This window comes from Arthrobacter sp. AZCC_0090 (genome assembly GCF_014207375.1).
GTDB lineage: Bacteria > Actinomycetota > Actinomycetes > Actinomycetales > Micrococcaceae > Arthrobacter.
On the sequence record NZ_JACHEE010000011.1, the window covers coordinates 118776 to 139441 of the forward strand.

The 20666-nt window shown below is 61.6% G+C and carries 18 protein-coding genes and 1 pseudogene; 10 read left to right on the forward strand and 9 right to left on the reverse strand.

Features of this window, described 5'->3' with window-relative positions:
• Positions 1 to 132: 132 nt before the first annotated feature.
• Complete coding sequence (locus HNP00_RS17140) at positions 133 to 1674, forward strand: competence protein CoiA family protein (RefSeq protein WP_221451589.1); 1542 nt, start codon at positions 133 to 135, stop codon at positions 1672 to 1674.
• Between the two features lie 256 nt (positions 1675 to 1930).
• On the opposite strand, the gene HNP00_RS17145 is transcribed toward HNP00_RS17140, so the two are convergent.
• The 3 genes from HNP00_RS17145 to HNP00_RS17155 all read right to left on the reverse strand — a co-directional run bounded on the left by HNP00_RS17145 (position 1931) and on the right by HNP00_RS17155 (position 4576).
• Positions 1931 to 2917 carry a hypothetical protein gene (locus HNP00_RS17145; RefSeq protein ID WP_184740930.1) on the reverse strand — a complete coding sequence of 329 codons (987 nt, stop codon included), beginning with the start codon at positions 2915 to 2917 and terminating at the stop codon, positions 1931 to 1933.
• Between the two features lie 160 nt (positions 2918 to 3077).
• Positions 3078 to 3359, reverse strand: coding sequence for a hypothetical protein (locus tag HNP00_RS17150; RefSeq protein ID WP_184740931.1), 282 nt, complete (start codon positions 3357 to 3359; stop codon positions 3078 to 3080).
• 5 nt (positions 3360 to 3364) lie between these two features.
• Positions 3365 to 4576: a hypothetical protein gene (locus tag HNP00_RS17155; protein WP_184740932.1), complete on the reverse strand. Its 1212-nt coding sequence runs from the start codon at positions 4574 to 4576 to the stop codon at positions 3365 to 3367.
• 518 nt (positions 4577 to 5094) lie between these two features.
• Here HNP00_RS17155 and HNP00_RS17160 point away from each other — a divergent pair.
• The 7 genes and pseudogenes from HNP00_RS17160 to HNP00_RS17185 all read left to right on the forward strand — a co-directional run bounded on the left by HNP00_RS17160 (position 5095) and on the right by HNP00_RS17185 (position 14092).
• Positions 5095 to 6033, forward strand: a complete 939-nt coding sequence (locus tag HNP00_RS17160; protein ID WP_184740933.1) for a hypothetical protein — start codon at positions 5095 to 5097, stop codon at positions 6031 to 6033.
• Positions 6034 to 6351: 318 nt separating this feature from the next.
• Positions 6352 to 6558, forward strand: a complete 207-nt coding sequence (locus HNP00_RS23430) for a helix-turn-helix domain-containing protein (RefSeq protein ID WP_184740934.1) — start codon at positions 6352 to 6354, stop codon at positions 6556 to 6558.
• 136 nt (positions 6559 to 6694) lie between these two features.
• Positions 6695 to 7075, forward strand: a pseudogene (locus HNP00_RS23435) (type I restriction-modification system subunit M N-terminal domain-containing protein); the annotation flags it as partial.
• A gap of 61 nt (positions 7076 to 7136) precedes the next feature.
• Complete coding sequence (locus HNP00_RS17170) at positions 7137 to 9080, forward strand: SAM-dependent methyltransferase (protein ID WP_260405033.1); 1944 nt, start codon at positions 7137 to 7139, stop codon at positions 9078 to 9080.
• Positions 9077 to 10270, forward strand: a complete 1194-nt coding sequence (locus HNP00_RS23680; protein ID WP_184740935.1) for a restriction endonuclease subunit S — start codon at positions 9077 to 9079, stop codon at positions 10268 to 10270. The genes HNP00_RS17170 and HNP00_RS23680 overlap by 4 nt, the downstream gene beginning before the upstream one ends.
• Positions 10267 to 13368 carry a type I restriction endonuclease subunit R gene (locus HNP00_RS17180; protein ID WP_184740936.1) on the forward strand — a complete coding sequence of 1034 codons (3102 nt, stop codon included), beginning with the start codon at positions 10267 to 10269 and terminating at the stop codon, positions 13366 to 13368. Before HNP00_RS23680 ends, HNP00_RS17180 begins: the two co-directional genes overlap by 4 nt.
• The gene (locus tag HNP00_RS17185; protein ID WP_184740937.1) at positions 13355 to 14092 is read left to right on the forward strand and encodes a M48 family metallopeptidase; all 738 of its coding nucleotides are present in this window, start codon (positions 13355 to 13357) and stop codon (positions 14090 to 14092) included. Before HNP00_RS17180 ends, HNP00_RS17185 begins: the two co-directional genes overlap by 14 nt.
• 488 nt (positions 14093 to 14580) lie before the next feature.
• On the opposite strand, the gene HNP00_RS17190 is transcribed toward HNP00_RS17185, so the two are convergent.
• From HNP00_RS17190 to HNP00_RS17210, 5 genes are all read right to left on the reverse strand, one after another.
• Positions 14581 to 14970, reverse strand: coding sequence for a YbfB/YjiJ family MFS transporter (locus tag HNP00_RS17190; protein ID WP_221451590.1), 390 nt, complete (start codon positions 14968 to 14970; stop codon positions 14581 to 14583).
• A gap of 108 nt (positions 14971 to 15078) precedes the next feature.
• A complete protein-coding gene (locus HNP00_RS17195; protein ID WP_184740938.1) occupies positions 15079 to 15378 on the reverse strand; it encodes a muconolactone Delta-isomerase family protein in 300 nt (99 codons plus the stop codon).
• 113 nt (positions 15379 to 15491) lie between these two features.
• Positions 15492 to 15872: a nuclear transport factor 2 family protein gene (locus tag HNP00_RS17200; protein ID WP_184740939.1), complete on the reverse strand. Its 381-nt coding sequence runs from the start codon at positions 15870 to 15872 to the stop codon at positions 15492 to 15494.
• 4 nt (positions 15873 to 15876) lie between these two features.
• A complete protein-coding gene (locus tag HNP00_RS17205; protein ID WP_184740940.1) occupies positions 15877 to 16587 on the reverse strand; it encodes an SDR family NAD(P)-dependent oxidoreductase in 711 nt (236 codons plus the stop codon).
• 57 nt (positions 16588 to 16644) lie between these two features.
• Positions 16645 to 17085, reverse strand: a complete 441-nt coding sequence (locus HNP00_RS17210; RefSeq protein WP_221451591.1) for a VOC family protein — start codon at positions 17083 to 17085, stop codon at positions 16645 to 16647.
• A 148-nt stretch (positions 17086 to 17233) separates the two neighbouring features.
• On the opposite strand from HNP00_RS17210, the gene HNP00_RS17215 reads away from it, so the two are divergent.
• Positions 17234 to 18160: a LysR family transcriptional regulator gene (locus HNP00_RS17215; RefSeq protein WP_184740941.1), complete on the forward strand. Its 927-nt coding sequence runs from the start codon at positions 17234 to 17236 to the stop codon at positions 18158 to 18160.
• Between the two features lie 398 nt (positions 18161 to 18558).
• Positions 18559 to 19491 carry a patatin-like phospholipase family protein gene (locus tag HNP00_RS17220; RefSeq protein WP_184740942.1) on the forward strand — a complete coding sequence of 311 codons (933 nt, stop codon included), beginning with the start codon at positions 18559 to 18561 and terminating at the stop codon, positions 19489 to 19491.
• A 76-nt stretch (positions 19492 to 19567) separates the two neighbouring features.
• On the opposite strand, the gene HNP00_RS17225 is transcribed toward HNP00_RS17220, so the two are convergent.
• Positions 19568 to 20425 (reverse strand): prephenate dehydratase, encoded by an 858-nt coding sequence (locus tag HNP00_RS17225; protein ID WP_184740943.1) that lies wholly within the window; start codon positions 20423 to 20425, stop codon positions 19568 to 19570.
• Positions 20426 to 20666: the final 241 nt, after the last annotated feature.

Below are 20666 nucleotides of genomic sequence, written 5' to 3' on the forward strand. Positions count from 1 at the left end.
CCGACCGCTCAGAAAGTAGAGTGGGACCGCAGATCAGGCTGACCGAAGTTCTCCAGGTGTTTGTTGATAGCGGCGGCGGGGCGCGAACGGTAGATTGACGGCCACGGCTGTGCAGCCGGGGATGGGGGATGCTTGGTGCAGTTGGTGGCGTACCTGAACGGTGATCGGGTCGACGCGACACAGATGGCCCACGATCCGTGGCGGGCGCTGGTCAATCACCCTCTCTACATGGACCTGGTGCTGCTGGAGTGCGGGCTGCGGGCGAGCCGGGTCACGCGCAGGGGCCGGCAGTTCTTCAAGCATTATCCCGGCGTCGAATGCTCCGTCGAGCACAAGTCTGAGTCGGATCAGCACTTGGCGATGAAGCGGGCGCTGCAGGACAGAATCAACGCCGTGCCTGGCTGGCGTGCGGAGGTTGAGCACGCGCATCCGCAACGGGCGTGGATCGCTGATGTCATGGCCATTCACACAACCGGCAGGCGGCTCGCATTCGAGGTCCAGCTGTCGCCGCAGAGCGAGGATGAGTACGTCTACCGGTCCCAGCGTTACGTGCATGATGGCATCGGTCCGGTGTGGGTGGTCCCCGACAACCACGACGAGTTCCGGGTGAAACTGCCGATGATCGTCACGGGCTTCGGCAAAACCAGCGACCTGCCCGAGGCCCCGGCGAAGCTCATGGATCGGGCTCGGTACCAGCCGGTATTAGGTAAATCGGGCCATGTCGGGCGCGCGGTGGACGCGGTCCTGCATCCATCCTTTCGGTGGTCGTATGGAACCCCGAAGCACCAGCTGGAGGAGATCGCGAGACCGGCGGAGATCCGGGCCAAAGCTGCGACAGAACATCTGGAGAAGGTAAAGCAGGATGAGGAGGCGAAACGCCTTGCCGCGGAGAATGCCGCCGCAGTTGCGGCTGAAGTCACGGCGAGGTTTGTCGACGCTGCCGCCACACCAGAAATCACCGACGCGCCACCTGTCCTCTCAAGCCGGCGCATTTGGGCCAGTGAGGTTCGCTGTATGAAGTCCGGTCACCCGATGCTGATCTGGCTGGTCACCGAACCAACCAAACAGCACGCAGAGAACTGGATGCCAAGGGCTGAGAACTTTAACAGCGTCCTGGCACACGTAGACAGCTGGCTGTCCGCAGCCGGACGCGGTCTGGCCCGGGCAGGCATATTCCGGCTTAAAGGCCCTGGCAACCGCAGTGCATTTGCCTGCCCCATCTGCGAAGACGTCATCAAAAGCCGTTGGGTAACCGCGCTCCCCCCAGCCAAGTGGTCCGTCATTGCCGAAGGCGGTGCAACCAACCCCGAGGCACGCGAAGTGCTGCACCGGCGCCAACCGGCCCATCCACCGCAAACTCACCCCCGGCCACCAGCTGCCATCAGGCCTTCCAACATCTCCGAGGGTGACTACCGGTTCATCGGACCAAAACGCACGCCGTTCTGGATATCCGAAACCACGAACGGCCGGGAGATAGCAGAACGCCAAGCGGCCAAGGACGCAAAGGCGGCTCGCATGCATGAGATCACGAACAACTCCCGCTACCGGGCCAGCCCGAATGGATTCCGTTTCGAGTGCACAGACTGTGGCGGGATGTTCGAGGACGACAACGAAGGCATCCATGCCAACGCGCGCTGCCTCATCCGCGGTACAAGGAGTTCAGGCTGGCAGTAGCCAAATTAGCTATCCGGGGACGGCCATTCTCGCCCGCAAGGACAGCAAGGGTGGGGCTCCGGTGTCGTACTTCGCCTCGCCAAGACCTTCGATCCGCGATTTCCCGGTATGAGAGCCTGTCTTCTCGCAATCTCCGGTACATGCCCGCGATGGTGAGGGCTGGGGGCTCCGAACCAAATTTGCCACAGCTTGCGGCACATTTGCCGTGAGGCAGGTCTCTTGGGAGGCCGGAGTCGTCGCCAGTTTGTAGGTCCGCTTAGTAGCGGTCTTCGGTCCAATAGATGGATTGGTCTTGGGTGCTCGTCATCAGGTATTGGACCCCGATGCTGCGGAGCCATCTGTCGGTCAGTTCGCACAGTTTGGCTAGTATGGCTGCGATTTCTGCCGCGGTCATCGGGTGGTCGGCGGGCTTGAGTTCATGGAATGTCTGGCTCCATTCATCCCAACTGTGCTCGATGTATTCGTTCCAGCCTTCCGGGAGGTTGCTGGGTCTAACAGGGCTCCCTTCTTCGTCGACGCCAAGTTCGGCTGTGAGGTAGGCGATGACCCTAATGAGGCTGTTGGCAGCCGTGAGAGTCCGGAACATCGCGGATCCGAGGTCGGACTGCCAAGTTCTCTTTGACTCGTTTAGCTCGTCCCGAAAGTGCGCGATGGCGTCTTCAAGGTGGGATTCCTGGCTGTGGGGCGACGGTGCGCGTTGTGCGGTGAGCTGTTCAATCCGGTCGTCGTCAATGTGCGCCGCGAGGTGCTTACGCCAGGCATAATGCGTGGGTTCACGCTGCGGAAGGTCCTGGTACACGGAACAGTCCTCGCCGCGGTGGTGGAGAGCGGCGTGACCGGCCTCGTGAAGCGCGATATGCGCCCCGGCCACGAGTGCGTGCTCGATCACATCCTGGATACTGTTGGCTGTTTCCGGGGAATTGAAGAAGACGTCGTCGGAGATGATGATGTCGGATGTGTCATCCGGGTGAGTGATTGTTCGAGCGCCGACATGGCCGGCGCCGCGGTCGGTGGTGTAGGCGTTGTCGGGGTCTCGGTTCTCAATCTCGTTAACTGTCTTGACGATGTCGCCGGTGATGGTCAGCCGCCACGATTTCGGGTCGGGCAGCAAGGACAGGACCTGTGTGCCGAGAACTGCTCCGAGGTTCTGTTCCTGAAGCAGGTACATCAAGGGACCGCTTACTTCTTCGCTGAGGTGGGCAACATTGATCGTGATTTGGGATCCACCCAGGGCATCAGTCATGAGTTGAGAATAGGCGATATCCAAGCACTACCCCGCCGGCGCCAGAATCGAACGTGGCCTGATTACCTGTGGTCGGCGGCACGGCACAAAGGCAGTCTCATCGAGGAAGACAGGGGATGGAGTCACATCCACACGGCTGTGACTCCATCCCCTGTCTTTTCTACTTCTTCTTCAGATCCTTGAGGTCCTTACGGTCGATCTGCTGAGCACCAGCGAACCTGTAGGCGTTGTTGATACGGGCCCCGCTACGTACAGATCTGTCGATGCCACGACGAGTCTCGGGGAGGCGGACTTCCTTGCTGTAGTCGCCGTACTGCTTGGTGAGGTTGGTGTTGTCCTTGACGACGGCGGGGAGGCCGGAGCCGAGCAACGTGGTCGCGGCTCCAAGGCCGGCTACTGCACGGACTCCGCCCGTCAGCCACTTCTTGGGGATCCCGAACATTTGAATCAGTCCTCCTTGTTTTCGCCGGTGAGGGTCTTCTGGTGGCTCGCCAGGTCCGCGGCCTGCCGCTCGGCCTCTTCGAGGGCCTCCGTGACAATCTCGGGGATCTCGATGGGATTCGTGACCGTGGCGTAGGACCGGGCGATGGCGATCGTCTTGTACGGGGTGCTCGTCTCGACGGTCTTGATGGCCTGTTCCTTGGCCTTGATGATCATCCGGGAAAGGGTCGCGCAGGCCTTGCCCGCAGCTTCAAGCAGTACTGCGCGCTGTTTGCGCAAGCCCTCTACATATGTGGTGTAGCCGGCAAGCTGTCCGGAGTGGTGGGCGACCCGGTCGGTCTCGTCGGATCCATTCTCGTATTCGCCCTGGTAGTTGATGTATCCGGAGACGGCAACGAGAAGCGCGAGCATTACCGACAGGGCCAGAACTAAGACCGTGTCCGCCCCGGCGCCAGTCCCCTCGCTGTAGACGCGGGAACCCATCACGAACGCGACAGCGACCAGAACCACAAGAGTCACGGCCTGTTCACAACGCAACCGACGGAGCGAAGCCGCGGTGCTGGATTCGATCGAGGAGTCGGCACCCTTGAACCGGCGATGCCGCCTGCCCATGGTCCGCATGAGCTTGGCAAAAAGGATGGTCCCGAGCAAGCCGAAAATCACAGCGACGCCGAAGTTGATCAGAACGGGAAGATCACCGCTGAACACCAGCCTCAGGTTCACATTCAGCAGGGAGCACATCGCGTAGACGAAGATCGGCAGGTCGATCGCAAGCAACAGCGACTCCTTGAAAGCAACTCCCCGACCTTCACGGCGGATGTGATGCTTCTTCGACCCCTCGTTGGTCTCGCGGACAACCTGGTCACGCAGGGTGTCGTGGGCGTCTTGCGCCTCCTCGGGGGTCAGCTGCTCCCCGTTAGGCCCGACCAGACGGACTTCACCGACACGGTCCAGCTGCTGATCAATGATGTTGATCCTGGCAAACAAATCCTTGACCGAGTCGATCTTCTTCTCAATCGGTCCCTTCACCTGCGTCCCCAAGGCATCCTTCGCGCGCTTCACCGGCCCGGCGAGGACGACCTGCTCGGCGTGGGTGAGCTTCCCGTCAACACGGCTGTCCATCGACCGGTTGGCTTCCGCTACCACCGCATCAGCCTTCACGATCTGTAACGGGGCAATCGGCCCCAACCCGAACAGCGAGGTGACCTTGTCCCTCACCGGGATTCTCGCCGGCCCGGCCTTCTGTTCAGGCGTATAGCCGCCCTGCTGATAGCCGTGGAACTCACCGCTGGCTCCTTACTTTTCACGGGGCTAACGTCTCTCCACCCTGAGATCAAGTTACAGCGGACCACCGACACTTCATCGGTCCGGCACGTCGAAGAGAGGCGCAGCCGTGAGGGCCAGCGTCGATCCTAGACGTGAGAGTTTGAATCGATCAGGGTCGTTGTGTCTTATTGTCGGATGTCATCGCCTCGCTCGACGACCTGGCCGTTCGCAGCGGCGTCGCCGATCCCGCTCCCGCAGCTCGTCGAGCAGCACTCCCTTGACTCTACGTTCTGGGAGGGACTGGTGCGGCCGAAGAGTCCGCGCGACCAAATGTGCGCGAATTGTCGGGCGCGACCTTCAGCACCACGAGTTCCACTGCCTTGACACGATCGAAGCCGCACGGCAAATGTCTTTGACTACCGATAGATTCGACTAACTGCTGCTACTGCGAAAAGTGCCATGAGGAAAAGATGACCGACACTCTGCTGAGATCACTCAGGGAACGATTGCTCGACGAGTCCGAGCCCCTCGCGGGACTCCTTAGGAAGTGCCTGCTGTTAGGCGCAGAGACCGGCTCGGAGTCGTTGCGCGACTGGGCTCGGTACGAATTGAACGGGTACGACGACGACATCGAGACTCCAAAATACAGGCAAGTGCCAGTCCCGGTGATCAAGATGAACTCGATCAGCGGCTACACGGTGGTCACGGGGCAGGCCGTTAGTCGCTTCGAGCTACCGGTCAAGTCTCAGGAGGGCATACCCGACTATCTCCCCCTCCGCGAGCCGATAGAGGCGCTGGAAGTCCACGCGACCTCCCAGTCACTCACGTTCATGCATAATAGCCTCTCTTATGCGCAGATGCTCTGGAATGAGCAGCTTGAAGATTTCCAGCAGGTCACGAGCCTCTACTTTCAGATGCCTGGTTCCGCGATCACGGGTGTGCTGGGGAAGATTCGGACGAAGCTTATTGACATGGTTGCGGACCTCACCGCTGGCACCCCACTGGCCGACCTACCCAAGAAGGAACAGGTCGACGCGGCCGTGGTCCACCATATTGGTTCGCAGTACAACACAACGATCCACACCGCAAATGGACCCACTGCGATTGGCACCAAGGCCGAGGCGAAAGCCGAGGGTCTCAGCATCGAAGATGCGCTCCGTCTGCTGGGTGCCGTGCGCGGTGAGGCATCCGAGATGGGTAAAGAACCCGATCATGCAGAATTGCTAACCGCGATCGAGGAACTCAATGCTGAGGCAAAGAAGTCCACACCTGAAACAGGTGCCGTGATGAAGAAGGCTGGACGGTTACGCGTGGTGGCGAACGGCATAGGCGTGCCCGCGCTCAGTGCCGCGGTCAGCGCCGCGGTTGAAGCGTTCACATCGCTGGCGTTGAGCGGCGCTTTCGGGTAGCGGCTTATCATCGGGCGGTCAGCGCAGACGAGCTTCCAGGGGTCGCAGACTGATCGTCAGATGGCGCAATTACTCCTCGTCGTCCCAGATTGGCAATCGCCATCGAACTCCGGCTCCTCATCCATGATCAGCGGTGTGAACCCGCCCAGAGCCACTGGCGACAGGCAGGTGGTGCAGCCATGGCGCGTCACTCGTGTCGCCGAGACAAGGTGCGTCTCCGGGCAAATCCGGTCTAAACCCAGTCAGATCGTGCTTTCTCCAGTAAGATCGGGACAGACAGCGACCAGGCGGCCCCTGCATGTCCCGAGGAGCGTAGTTGTGAGTGAACCGTGGCTTGCTGCCGACACGATCGCAGCCCACCTCGGCGTGACCAAGGAGACCATCTATACCTGGATCGCCGAACGTTCCATGCCAGCCCACAAGGTCGGCAGGCTCTGGAAGTTCCAGACGAGCGAGGTCGACGCCTGGGTCCGCGGCGGAGGGGCTGCGATCTCGGACGAGTCCGAAGGCAGCGAAAGACCCTGAGCAGTGTTGGTGAGGCCGGGACAATTGCCCTCGCACGGGATGCCGTATTTGAACGTAGAAAGAGTGAGCTGTGGCGCTGAAGAAATCTGATCTGTACTCCTCATTGTGGAGCAGTGCTGACGAGCTGCGCGGGTCGATGGACGCCAGCCAGTACAAGGACTACGTCCTCACGCTGTTGTTCGTGAAGTATGTCTCCGACAAGGCGAAGGCAGACAAGTCGGCGCTCATCTACGTCCCCGACGACGGCTCTTTCGACTACCTGATCTCGCTCAAAGGGAAGCCCGACGTAGGCGAGAAGGTCAACATCGCGATCAGGCGTCTCGCCGAAGAGAACGACCTGCTGGGCGTCATCAACAACGCAAACTTCGACGACCCCGCCAAGCTGGGCTCCGGCAAGGAGCTGCAGGACAAGGTCTCGAACCTGATCGGCATCTTCCAGGACATTGACTTCACCGGCTCCAGAGCTGAAGGGGACGACCTCCTGGGCGACGCCTACGAGTACCTTATGCGGCACTTCGCCACCCAGTCCGGCAAGAGCAAGGGCCAGTTCTACACCCCCGGCGGAGGTCTCACGGGTGATGGCGCAGCTGCTCCAGATCCCCGCAAACACCCCGAAGTCCACCACGGTGTACGACCCGACCTGTGGCTCGGGCTCCTTGCTGATCAAGGTCGCCGACGCCGCACCGAACGGGCTGACGATCTACGGCCAGGAGAACGACAACGCCACCTGGGCGCTCGCGCGGATGAATATGATCCTCCACGGCAACGAGACCCACGACCTGCGCCAGGGCAACACGCTGGCCAACCCGAAGTTCACCCACAACGGCAACCTCCAGACATTCGACTACCTCGTGGCCAACCCGCCGTTCTCGGTCAAGACCTGGAGCAACGGCTTCGACTTCTCCTTCGGCCGTTTCGACGGCTTCGACACCCCGCCCGACAAGAACGGCGATTACGCATTTCTCATGCACATGGTCAAGTCGTTGCGGCCGCGAGGCAAGGGGGTCGTTGTCCTCCCGCACGGTGTGCTGTTCCGTGGCAACTCCGAGGCGAGGATCCGCACCGAGCTGATCAAACGCGGCTACATCAAGGCGATCATCGGTCTGCCGGGGAACCTCTTCTACGGCACCGGCATCCCCGCCTGCCTGATCGTGCTCGATAAGGAAGACGCCCAGGCGCGCACCGGCATCTTCATGATCGACGCGAGTAAGGGCTTCGCCAAAGACGGACCGAAGAACCGGCTGCGCCCGCGCGACATGCACAAGATCGTCGACGCCTTCACCAGCGGCAAGGAGATCGCGCGCTACTCCCGCATGGTGCCTATCAACGAGATCGCGGATCCGAGGAACGACTACAACCTCAACATCCCGCGCTACATCGACTCTTCCGAGCCGGAGGACATCCAGGACCTCCACGCCCACATGCTCGGCGGCATCCCAAACCGCGACCTCGACGCACTCCAGCCCTACTGGGACGCGTTCCCGAGCCTCCGCAGCGAACTCTTCGCGTCACTGCGTGACGGCTACTCGGAGTTGAAGGTCGAGCCGAGCGAGATTCGGTCGACCGTCGCCGGCTCCGATGAGTACGAAGCTTTCGACCGCGACACTGCGAACACTGTGCAGCAATGGTGGGCGAGCAAGCGCGGACTGCTCGAGAAGATCGAACCGAACACCAAGCCAAACGAGCTCATCCACGACATCTCCGAGGCACTCTTGGAGGCGTTCCGTGCCCGACCTCTGATCGACGAGTACGGCGTCTACGAGCAGCTCATGAGCTACTGGAACGACGTCATGCACGATGACGTCTTCCTGATCGCGAGTGAAGGCTGGACATCGGCGGTGCAGCCGCGCGTTGCACGCATGTGGAAGGACAAGAACAACAAGCCCAAGTACGAAGACGCCCACATCGTCTTCGGCACTGGTGCCAAGGCGCAACGCTGGGTCATGGACCTCCTGCCGCCCGAGCATGTGATCGCCCGCTACTTCACGGCCGAGCAGGCCGAACTGGACCGACTCACCGAGGCACGCGACGCAGCCACCCTCGCGGTTGCTGAAGACATCGAAGAGAACGCCCTCGAAGGCGGGCTGCTGTTCGACGCCGCAGACGACGAAGGCAAGCTCACCAATGCTGCCGCGAAGGCCGCGCTGAAGGAACTCAAGGCCACCAAGGGCGACCCTGACGAGATCTCAGCACTGACTAAGGTCATTGCGTTGTACGCCACGGAGACCAAGGCGAAGACAAGCGTCAAGGACGCAACGATCGCGCTCAACGAGAAGACTCTCGCAAAGTACAAGTCACTGACCGAGGCCGAGGTACAGCGTCTCGTGATCGTCGATAAGTGGGGTGCCACGCTCCAGCGACAGATCAATGGCGAGGTCACGGCACTTGGGCAGATCCTGGTCACCCGGCTCGGAGTGCTTGGTTATCGATACAAATCGACGGTGGCTGAGCTTGACACACAGGTAGCGGAGCTCGCTACGAAGTTGGCTGGCCACCTGGCGACTATGGCGGTAACTGCGTGAGGTCGATTGCAACGCCAAGAGGCTGGGCGGAGGCCTTTCTGGGTGATGTCGCGCGCGTCTACTCGGGTGGGACACCGTCGCGCGCGGTATCGCGGTTCTGGAACGGTGAGATTCCATGGGTGACTACCGCAGAAATCGACTCCGTCTACATCACAGCCAGTCGTGAGACCATCACAGCGGAGGGGTTGAACGCATCGGCTGCGAAGGTTGCAGAGCCGGGCACCCTCCTCCTGGCGATGTACGGCCAAGGTAAGACGCGCGGCAAGGTCGCGATTTTGCGAATTCCGGCTTCGATGAATCAAGCCTGCGCAGCCATCGAGGCCGGTCGAGGTGTTGATGAGACATATCTCCTCCACTACCTGACTGCCAACTACAGCAACATTCGCGGCATGAGTAACGCTGGCAGTCAGGACAATCTGAGCGGCGACATCGTCAAGAGCATCGCTGTTGCCATCCCTCCTTGGGCGGAACAACGGGCGATTGCGCAGGCGCTCACGGATGTCGATGAACTGATCGGCGCTCTGGAGCGGTTGATCGCGAAGAAGCGTGATGTCAAGCAGGGCATGATGCAGGAACTCCTCACCGGCCGCACGCGCCTTCCCGGCATCAGCGGTGACTGGGCGGAAACGGTATTCGGTGATGTCGTGCGCCCTGCTGGCGTTCGCGTGCATCCGAAGTCAGTGTCGGGCCGCGTCGTGGAATTGGAGCACATGGAATCCGGTACTGGAGATTTGAGAGGCGACTCGGACGTCTCAGAGTCTGCGTCGTTGAAGACTCGATTTGAGTCTGGAGATGTTCTTTTCGGAAAACTTCGTCCCTACCTTCGCAAGTTCTGGCTAGCGGACCGCGACGGATACTGCTCCACAGAGATCTGGGCCCTTCGGCCGATTTCAAATGAGATCATAGGGCCGTATCTGCGCTATGTGGTTGAGCGTGACGATTTCATCGAGACTGCCAGTGCGGCCTATGGGACTCACATGCCTCGAGCCGATTGGAGCGTCGTATCGAAGTTCATGGTCAGACTCCCAACTCCTCATGAGCAGCATGCTATTGCCGAGGTCTTGCAGAATGCCGACTCTGAGATCGAAGCATTGGAGCGTCGGCTTGAGTCTGCGCGTGCTGTGAAGGTTGGGATGATGCAGGAGCTGTTGACGGGGCGGACCCGCCTGCCGGTGAAGGAGGAAGCATGAGCACGGTCGGGCAGAAGGAACGCGAGACCCAGGAGCGGGTGGTCAAGCTCTTCCAAGACAAGCTGGACTACATCTACGGCGGGAACCTGAAGGATCAGGACAACCGCAACGTCAATGAAGCCAAGCTCCGCGCTTACCTGCTCGGTCGTGGGTACGACGATGCTCTGGTCTCTCGAGCGGTACATCAGCTCCTGACTTCTGCAGCTTTCGGCGGAGGCTCTTCGTTGTACGACCAGAACCGCAAAGTCTATGAGCTGCTCCGATACGGCGCGAAGGTCAAGACCGACGTCGACCAGACCACCCAGTCAGTCCACCTGATCGACTGGGCCAACCCGGCGAAGAACAACTTCGTCGTGGCCGAAGAAGTCACGGTCAAGGGCCAGCACACGAAGCGCCCCGACCTCGTCCTCTATGTGAACGGGATCGCACTCGGTGTGGTGGAGTTGAAGCGCTCAACGGTGAGCGTCGCCAGCGGCATCCGCCAGAACATCGGCAACCAGCGCCATGACTTTGTTCGCCCATTCTTCACGACCGTCCAACTGCTGTTCGCGGGCAACGATGTCGAAGGGCTGCACTACGGCGTGATCGAGACCCCGGAGAAGTACTGGTTGCGATGGAAGGAGGAGGGCGAGAACGCTGACCTCGACCTTGCGATCACCCAGATGTGCTCCAAGGAGCGCTTCCTGGAGACCATCCACGACTTCATCGTCTATGACGCGGGTGTGAAGAAGTCCCCGCGCCACAACCAGTACTTCGGCGTCAAGGCCTCTCAGGCCCGGGTCGCGAAGCGCGAGGGCGGCATCATCTGGCACACCCAGGGGTCGGGCAAGAGCCTCACGATGGTGTGGCTGGCCAAGTGGATCCTGGAGACCCAGCATGATGCCCGCGTCCTCGTGATCACCGACCGCACTGAGCTGGACGAGCAGATCGAGGGCGGCTTCTCCGGGGTCGGGGAGAAGATCATCCGCACCCAGTCGGGCGCGGACATGCTCGCGATGCTCAACACCTCGAACCCGCGGCTCATGTGCTCCTTGGTGCACAAGTTCCGCGGCACCGACGATGAGGCCCGCGACAAGGACGCCGAGGACTTCGCAAAGGAACTCAAGACGAAGATCCCGGACGGGTTCAAGGCCAAGGGCAACATCTTCGTGTTCGTCGACGAGGCCCACCGCACCCAGAGCGGCAAGATGCACCGCATCATGAAAGACCTTCTTCCAGGAGCGATGTTCATCGGCTTCACCGGCACGCCGTTGCTGAAGAGCGACAAGAAGACCAGCATCGAGACCTTCGGTTCGTTCATCCACACCTACAAGTACGACGAGGCCGTCCGCGACGGCGTCGTGCTCGACCTGAAGTACGAGGCCCGCAAGGTCGAGCAGGAGCTCCAGGGATCCGCGGCGGTCGACAAGTGGTTCGATGCCAAGACCCGGAACCTCACCGACCTTTCGAAGGCTCGGCTGAAGAAAAAGTGGGGCACGATGCAGAAGGTCTTCTCCTCTGCACCCCGTTCGGCGCAGATCGTCCAAGACATCCTCATGGACATGGAGACCCAGCCGCGGTTGCTCAGCGGGCGGGGCAACGCCATGTTGGTGAGCGATTCTGTCTACCAAGCTTGCACGTTCTACGAGGCCTTCGTGAAAAGCGGCTTCAAGGGCAAGGTCGCGATCGTCACCAGCTACAAGCCCAACTCGACCGCGATCTCAAAGGAAGACGCTGGCGAGGGCGACACGGAAGAGCTCCGCAAGTACGAGATCTACCGGCAGATGCTTGCCGACCACTTCGGCGAGCACCCCGACAAGGCCATGGGCCGGGTCGAAGAGTTCGAGACAGATGCCAAGAAGAAGTTCGTCAACGAGCCCGGCCAGATGCGCCTGCTCATCGTGGTCGACAAACTCCTGACCGGTTTCGACGCGCCGAGTGCGACGTACCTGTACATCGACAAGAGAATGCGCGACCACGGCCTCTTCCAAGCGATCTGCCGCGTCAACCGTCTCGACGGCGACGACAAGACCTACGGGTACATCGTCGACTACCGTGACCTGTTCAAGTCGCTCGACAAGACGGTCACCGACTACACCTCCGAAGCTTTCGGCGAGTACGAGACCGATGACGTCGACGGACTGATCAGCGACCGCAACGAGCAGGACCGCAAGGATCTCGAGGATGCTCTCGACGCGGTCCGTGCTCTATGCGAGCCGGTCGCCCCGCCCAAGGGAACGCTCGAATACCAGCACTACTTCGTTGCGTCCACGCCCGGCGATGCCGACCAGATCAAGGACAACGAACCCAAACGCGTACTGCTCTACAAGTCCGTTGCCACCCTCGTACGCGCCTTCGGAGCTGTCGCCAGTGACACGGAAGCCGCCGGCTACACGGCGGCTGAGATCGCGTCGATCAAGGACGAGCTCGCCCACTATGCCGCCGTCAAGAGCGAGGTCGAGGCCGGAGCCGGCGAGAACATCGACATGAAGCAGTACGAGGCCGGGATGCGCCAACTGCTCGACACCTACATCAACGCCAAACCCGTCGAACAGGTCGCCGACCTGGAGAAGACCCTGGTCCAGCTGATCGTCGAGCGCGGGCCGGATGCGATCGACACGCTGCCACCTAGAATTAAGGGCAGCGGCGCAGCCACAGCGGAGACGATCATCAACAATGTCCGCAAGACCATCGTCGACGAGCACGCGATGAACCCGCGCTACTACGACCACATGTCCGAACTCCTCGACGCACTCATCGAGAAGCAGAAGGAAGATGCCGAGGACTACGCGGACTACCTCCGTAAACTCATCGAGCTGACGAAGAAGGTCGGAACCCGAGAGGCAGCAGACGGCAAGACCTACCCAGGATGGGCGAACACACCTGCACGTCGGGCGATCGTGGACTTCGTGTGGCATCCCGTAGATCTGGTCGTCGACCACGAAGCACTGCATCACCGAATCCAATCGAGCAAGGAACACGGATGGGCCGACGCCGGTGCCGGCAGGATGAAGGAACGCGCGCTCGCCCGTGAGCTGCGCAAGGAACTCCCAAGCGTCGAGGAGGACTCACTGGCGGAGTTCATCGAACTGTTGAAGAACAACGATGAGTACCGTTAACAGCTACCTCACTGTCGCGGGCCTTGGCGTCGACGTCGTCTACAAAGACATCAAGAACCTGCACATCTCGGTCTACCCGCCGGTGGGCCGGGTGCGGGTCGCTGCACCGCAACGGACGACTGAAGACGCGATCCGGCTCGCGGTCGTGCAGCGACTCTCGTGGATCAAGTGTCAGCGGGAGCAGCTCCAGAACGCGGACAGGCAAACCGAGCGCAGGATGGTCTCGGGCGAGACCCACTATGTGTGGGGGCAGCGGTATCTCCTTGACGTCTCCCGGTCGAGCGGTGCGTACGGTGTCGAAACCAAGGGGAACACGCTCTGGTTGATCACTCCACCCGAAACCGACGCCACCGGGCGGTTCGGGGCACTGGATCGTTGGTACCGGCGTGAGCTCAAGGCCGCCGTGCCCGCGCTGCTGGAGAAATGGCAGCCGATCCTCGGGGTCGAGGCTGACAGGTTCGTCGTGCGCCGAATGAAGACCAAGTGGGGCACTTGCGTCACCGCGTCGCGGACGATCTGGCTCAACCCCGAGCTGGCGAAGAAGGCTCCGCGGTGTCTGGAGTACATCGTCGTCCACGAGTTGATGCACCTGCTTGAGCGTGGGCACGGCGAGAAGTTCGTGGCTCTGATGGACCGATTCCTGCCGGACTGGCGAGCACGTCGAGACGAGCTGAACGAGGCACCGCTGGGGTATCAGGAGTGGGGCGAAGACGAGCGGGCGTGATGAAGCGCTGCGATGGCGTCGCCGGATGCGAATCATGCTGCACGAGGACGACATCAGGGCCCTCGTGGAATGGTTACAGACTCGGAACCAAAAGAAGGACGAATGGTGGATGGAATCAGAGCCCGACCCTTTCAGGTAGCGGCTAGCCCGCAGGAAGTCCGCAAGAGGGCCGTGGGCACTTTTTGGGCACATTTTGGGCACATCCGATGTAAAAAAGGGTGATTTGAGGTAACCAAAATCCTTGAATTCTAGGGATTTTTCATGCCCACGTTGGGGCTGAAAAGGTTTCAAATCCCACCGTCACCGCCAATGTGATGAGTCGAGACATCCTTCACGGATGAGTCGGGTCATCGGTTACACCCCGGTCTTCGGACCGGGGTGTTTTTCTTTGTCTGGCCTGGTAGTCCCGGGCAGGGTCGATGATGAGCTCCGGGATGATCTCTGCGGTGGCGTGTCCCTGATCGTGACCTCGGTGTCGTGGATGAGCATCAGGTCTGTTTGCCCCCGAGGGAGAGCTGGGTCACGGTTGTTGTGGAAACTGGCGGGCGGGGCCTCAGCGTCCAGCAGAGAATGGAGAAAATCGCGGCCAGCGCCGCAGAAGCAATCCAAGCAGCGCTCCAGTCCGACACATCGTGCAGCATCAAGACCAGGAATCCGGATGCTGCGATCCCCGCCCCGACTCCGCCGAAGCCCCAACCAATGAGGTGGCTGCCGTGCTCGTGGAGGCGGGCAAACATTGAGCTTGCGGCGATGATGAATATCAGAGCGCTGGCGACGCCCGCAACCAGCCGCAGCAACAACCAGTCCGTGACGTTGTCCGTTAGTGCCAAAACGGCCAACGCCCATCCCGACGGCGAGGGCGGCAGCAGCTTGCCCAACGACAATCCACGGCGACGAGTTGGGGCCTTTCGTGGCCATGTGCCGGGGATTTCATGTCAAGGAACATGTGGAGTACACGCTTCTTTCGTCCGTGCCGGCGATGCTGGTCAGGCCTTAGCTGCCAGGGGATCGTTCGGGTGTGGATTCAGTGGCGTGATCTCCACAGTCATCCACACGTGCAACGGGAGCGAAGCCAGGATTTCCTTGAGATCGGCTTCCGTGTCGGCGCTCCAGAGGCCGAGAGTGCGCCACTCACCCGGCTCTACGGGCGGCCGCCACAATCGCAGGAGGTGGCCCATCTGCGCCAGTTCGGCGGCGCGGATCGCCTCGCGATCCTTGGTAGCGTCGACCGTCGATTCCGGGGTTCCATCCGGGACGTTCGTGGTGAGGGTGGTGAGGAATTCCATGTGCTTTCTTTCTTGTTGTTGAAGTGGCGCTGTGGGGCTCCGCCACCGCGGTGAAATTGCGGAAAGGCTGCCGGTACTCGCTTGCCGCAAGCGCCGGCAGCGACAAGTTTCCGCTAGAAGATTCGTGACACGTGGTAGTGACTGATCAGATCCTTTTCGCCACTCTCTTCAGTGATCAAAGTGAGGTAAACCGGTATCTCCGTCCCGTCAGGGCGAGTGAACACCACGTGGGCGTAGGTGACCATCGTTCCGTCGCCGAGCTCCCGTACTGACAACAACTTGTATTCGGGGCTGAGCCCGACCGGCTGCTTGGTGTAATAAGGGACAACTGCCGCTCGACCGAAACCGGGCTCGGGATCGAATCCCTGAAAAAGCACGTCGTGCGTGAAAAGCAGCGCCACCAGATCGGGTTCGTGGCGACGGATCCCCTCGGCCCATGGGTCAAGGACGTTTTCCACCCGTTTCGCGAGTGTGGCGTCAATGCGGTCGTTCATTTCCTTACCTTCCAGCACTCTGTCCACCGTCGACGTGGAGGAACTCCCCTGTCACGAAGGGTGACTGCTCGAGATAGAGCACACCGCGCACGACGTCGTCGATCGTTCCCATCCGCTTCAAGGGGTGGAGGCCGGCGAGTCCCTCGTAGGTCGCGGGGTCGTGCATCGGGGTCTGGACGATCCCGGGAGAGACCGCGTTCGCGCGGATGCCTCGCGACGCGTATTCGATAGCGAGCGACTTGATCGCCGACGCAAGGCCGCCCTTGGTGAGGGACGCGAGGACAGATGGGACGTTTGAATCGGCTACTTCTACCAGGCTCGTCGTCACATTGACGATGTGTCCGGATCCCTGCTTCAGCATCTGCCTTACCGCGAGCTGGGAGACGTTGAAGAACCCTGCAAGGTTCGTATGCAGGACGCTCTTGAAGTCTCCCGCCGAATAGGACTCGAACGGTTTGGCGACGAAGACACCGGCGTTGTTCACAAGGGTGTCTACGCGTCCGAAATGCTCGATCGCTGAGGCCACCACCTTCTCAGCAATGGCAGGGTCGGCAATATCACCTGCCACTGAGATGATCCGCGGCTCTCTGGACGCTCCAATGGAGCGGGAGTTGGCCACCACCGAGTATCCCAGGCTTCTGAACCCAGCCACCAGGCCAGCTCCTATTCCCTGCGACGCGCCGGTTATGATCGCAACTTTGGTTGATTCAGTCATTTCACATTCCTGGCTAGACGAACGATCTATTTCCGCGAGACATCTTCTTGAGTCGAGTTAGATGCGGCCTGGGAGGCGGTCAGTGACTTCCTGGACGATCCACAGGTTGCCGTCGGGGTCTTCGAAGGAGCAGAAGGACCCGTAGCTGGTGCGTTCGGGGTCCAGGCCGGGCTGCCGCGCCTCAACGGGGAACGGCGGACCGTGCCAGATGTCCGTCACCTTGATGTCACGCCCGACGAGTTCGTGGTGGGCAGATTCAATGTCGGACACGACGAGTGTGTTCACGGCCGAGCCCGGCTTGGCCGGGTTGAGACCTATGCCGAAGTCGACCGAGGTTCCCGACCCCGGCGGGGTGAACTGGACAATGCGCAACCCCTCCATCGGGGCGGCGTCCTCGTCGAGGCGCCAACCCAGTTGCTCGTAAAACGTCTTGGATCGGTCCGGGTCCGATACCGCGATGACCTGGACCTCGAGATTCATCGGGATGCTTGCACTCATGGCTATTTGTCGCTTTCTGTGTTTGTTGGTTGCCGGGCGGCTGCCCTTGCTTTGAGTCAACCCGTCTGCCCGTCTGCGGTCCACGACTTGTATCCGAACACTGGTAGGCCCCGCCTCTCACCGGTCATCCCGGCGTACAATCAATCCCGTGGAACTCCGGCAGCTCACCTACTTCGTCGCTGTCGCCGAGGAGTTGCATTTCGGCCGAGCCGCAGAGCGGCTTCGCATTGCCGGGCCGTCGCTCTCCCAGCAGATCATCAACCTCGAGCGCGAGCTCGGGACTCGGCTCCTCATCCGTGATCGAAGGCACGTCGAGTTGACCCCCGCCGGCAGCGAGTTCCTGACTGATGCCCGGGAGGTCTTGGCCGCTGCCGCACGAGCATTCGATCGGGCTCGCAACGGCGACCGACAGTTGCCGCTGCGCCTGGGCTATGTCAGTTGGCTTCCCCCAGGGATCGCGACAATGCCCAACCTTCGGGTCCGTATCGACGAGTGGGTCCTGCCATCCCACACTCAGGCAGCGCGAGTGGCCGAAGGCAGCCTCGATCTCGCCATCGCGTGGATTGAGGAGGCCGACGTCGTGCGGCAGAGCCTGGCCGCCGAGCTTTTAAAGTACGAGCGACTGCAAGCGGTCATGCCAGGCACACACCAGGCGGCTCGTCACGACAGCGTGCCAGCAACCGAACTCACGATTCTCGTCGATGTTGACGAAGCGTCCTGGGACTCGTGGAACCGTTACGCGTTGGCCTTCGCGCAGGCCAGCGGGGCGTCCGTCACCCACATCGACGACGGTGGCATTACCGGACCCGCATTCTTCGAGCATGTGGCCCGTTTGAGGCGGCCAGTGCTCCAGTCGCCGAAACGTCATGCGGCGCCGATGCCGCCCACCTTGACCCGTCGGCCTGTCACGTCCCCGGTACCGCTGTGGGCTTGGGATCTGTTGCACCGCGCGGATGACACGCGGCCTATGGTCACGAGCGCGATCCGAACGCTGATCGACGGTGCGTCGGCGGCTGGGTGGCGAATACCGCCGACCGAAACCCACTGGCCCCCAACCAGCGGAAAGCAAGCATGATGCGAACCAAGGCTTCGTCACTTGTTGTCGGATTTGGAAGTCGGCCAGAGGCTCAGCATCGGACACCTCACCTATCCACGGCGACACCGAACGCTAACCTGACATGGTCTGGACGAAGGTGGATTCAAGTCGTTGAGAGATCGGTGCTCGTTCCGCGCGATCACAGGAGCCTTACCCCGCAAGGGATCCGGCTTCGACACGGACTCCACAACCGGCAGTAGCTGTTGCGCCCCGCTTCGTCGGCGTGGTAATTTTCCGATGATCGTGATCCATCGGCAGGAGGTGAGTCCCATGTACGCAGTATCCACAATGGGTGCTCCCCTGCAGTCCACGATCGCGCGACTGAACTAGTCGCCACCGGGAGCGCCGACACAGGCAATTCGCGAAAGGCGACTCCCATGAACACAACACCTTCTTCACCTCTGCACTCCACTCCGACGGCGCCCTCCGCGGGCGGGCGAGCGTTGGTCCTCGGTGGCGGCGGATCGACAGGCAACGCCTGGTTGATCGGCGTCGTCGCCGGCCTGTTCGAAGCCGGGCTGGACGTGACCACGGCCGACCTGACCGTCGGGACGTCGGCCGGCTCGACGGCCGCGGCCCAGATAGCTGGCGCGACCCCGGCCGAGCTGCTTGCCGCCATCCTTGCCGCTGCCCCGCAGCAACGGACCGGTGCGGTCGGATCCGGGCCAGCGCACAATCCTGGCAGGCCGGTGGTGGACCAGTTGGAGAGGATGAGCAGGATCATCGCCTCCGCTGAAGATGCGGCTGACATGCGCCGCAGAATGGGCGCGGCGGCCCTCGACATGGACGCGGCCTCGGACGGCTCCTGGTCGACACAGTGGCGCATTACCGTCGCCTCGCGGCTGCCCAGCCAGAGCTGGCCGGAACGAACAGTGCTCATCACTGCGGTCGATGCCCGAACAGGTGAGCCGGCCGTGTTCGACAGCAAGAGCGGAATCGACCTGGCGGACGCCATCGCCGCCAGCTGTTCCAGTGGCCTTCCCTACAGGATCGGGGACAACCGATACATCGACGGCGGCTACCGACGCAACGAGAATGCCGATCTGGCAGCCGGGTACGGGCGGGTGCTGGTGCTGTCACCCTTCAGCGGCAGAACGCTGCATCCGTTGGACTGGGGCATGCAGCTCGCGGCGCAGGTCGACGAGCTACGCGCAGGCGGCAGCAGGGTCGAGACGATCTTCCCGGACAGCAAATCCGAGCACATGTTCGGCGCCAATGCGATGGATCTGTCGATGCGTCCGGCCGCGGCCCGGGCCGGACACGAGCAAGGCATGGCCCTCGCCGAGCAGCTCGCCGAGTTCTGGCACTGACACCCGCGAATCCATCGGCTCGGTAGGCGTGACGACTCATGCCTACCGAGCCGATCGAGGCCGGTGTCTCTGCTGGCTAGGCGCTGGCTGTCTGGCGAGCGCGGTATTCGTCAGCGGCGTAGACGCCGAGGACGCGCACTTCAGTGGTGAAGAACTCCAGTTCCTCCAGCGCGCGGCGGAGGCGCGCATCCTCAGGGTGGCCTTCGACGTCGGCCATGAACATGGTGGCCGAGAATTCGTTACCCACCATGTAGCTCTCCAGCCGGGTCATGTTGACGCCGTTGGTGGCGAAACCGCCAAGGGCCTTGTAGAGGGCCGAGGGCACGTTGCGGACACGGAAGACGAAACTGGTGATCGCGGGACCGGGAATGTCGGCCTTGGACGGCAGGTCCCGTTCCTGGGCCAAGACCACGAAGCGCGTGGTGTTAGTGGGATCGTCTTCGACGCCGGAGGCCAGGACGTCCAGCCCGTACAGACGCGCGGCAAGCGGCGGAGCGAGGGACAGTTTGCGGGGGTCGTTCCAGTCGCGCACTTCCCTTGCGGAGCCAGCGGTATCGCCGGCGATGACTGGCTTGAGACCCGCTTCGCGGATGATCTTGCGGCACTGCCCGAGTGCGTGGATGTGGCTGTGCACCTCCGTGGCGCCCTCGATGGTGCTGCCCGGGATGCCCAACAGGTCGAAGCGGATCGGCAGGAAGTACTCGCCAACGATCTGCAGCTTGGACTGAGGGAGAAGGACGTGGATGTCGGCCACGCGGCCCGCGATGGAGTTCTCGATGGGGATCATGGCCAGGTCCACGGCCCCTGTGGACACCAGTTCAAAGGCGTCCTCAAAGCTGGCGCAAGGCACGCTTTCGAGTTCGGGGAACATTTCCCTGCACGCGAGGTCCGAGTTTGCTCCCGCCTCACCTTGATACGCAATTTTCTGGGTCATGGTGCTCATGGTTTCACGCAGGACACCAAGCAGCCCAACTGGGTCGCAGTTCAAGGCCGGAAGGCTCTCCGCAAGCGGCGCCTGGAGCCGAACGAGTAGTGATTGAGCGGTCGACGTTGACGGCGCGCTAACGGATGCGCCCATTGGGGGGAGATGCAGAAATGACAGACGCGGCGACAGCCCCGAATGTGGACTCAAGGGACTGGTGGGACTATCGCCCGGTCTTCTCAGTCACCAAGTG

Excerpts from the sequence above, each read along its gene's own strand:
- HNP00_RS17145 (WP_184740930.1), bottom strand. The coding sequence starts at position 2,917 with ATGACTGATGCCCTGGGTGGATCCCAAATCACGATCAATGTTGCCCAC.
- HNP00_RS17150 (WP_184740931.1), bottom strand. The coding sequence starts at position 3,359 with ATGTTCGGGATCCCCAAGAAGTGGCTGACGGGCGGAGTCCGTGCAGTA.
- HNP00_RS17160 (WP_184740933.1), top strand. The coding sequence starts at position 5,095 with ATGACCGACACTCTGCTGAGATCACTCAGGGAACGATTGCTCGACGAG.
- HNP00_RS17170 (WP_260405033.1), top strand. The coding sequence starts at position 7,137 with ATGGCGCAGCTGCTCCAGATCCCCGCAAACACCCCGAAGTCCACCACG.
- HNP00_RS17180 (WP_184740936.1), top strand. The coding sequence starts at position 10,267 with ATGAGCACGGTCGGGCAGAAGGAACGCGAGACCCAGGAGCGGGTGGTC.
- HNP00_RS17185 (WP_184740937.1), top strand. The coding sequence starts at position 13,355 with ATGAGTACCGTTAACAGCTACCTCACTGTCGCGGGCCTTGGCGTCGAC.
- HNP00_RS17195 (WP_184740938.1), bottom strand. The coding sequence starts at position 15,378 with ATGGAATTCCTCACCACCCTCACCACGAACGTCCCGGATGGAACCCCG.
- HNP00_RS17200 (WP_184740939.1), bottom strand. The coding sequence starts at position 15,872 with ATGAACGACCGCATTGACGCCACACTCGCGAAACGGGTGGAAAACGTC.
- HNP00_RS17205 (WP_184740940.1), bottom strand. The coding sequence starts at position 16,587 with ATGACTGAATCAACCAAAGTTGCGATCATAACCGGCGCGTCGCAGGGA.
- HNP00_RS17210 (WP_221451591.1), bottom strand. The coding sequence starts at position 17,085 with ATGAGTGCAAGCATCCCGATGAATCTCGAGGTCCAGGTCATCGCGGTA.
- HNP00_RS17220 (WP_184740942.1), top strand. The coding sequence starts at position 18,559 with ATGAACACAACACCTTCTTCACCTCTGCACTCCACTCCGACGGCGCCC.
- HNP00_RS17225 (WP_184740943.1), bottom strand. The coding sequence starts at position 20,425 with ATGACCCAGAAAATTGCGTATCAAGGTGAGGCGGGAGCAAACTCGGAC.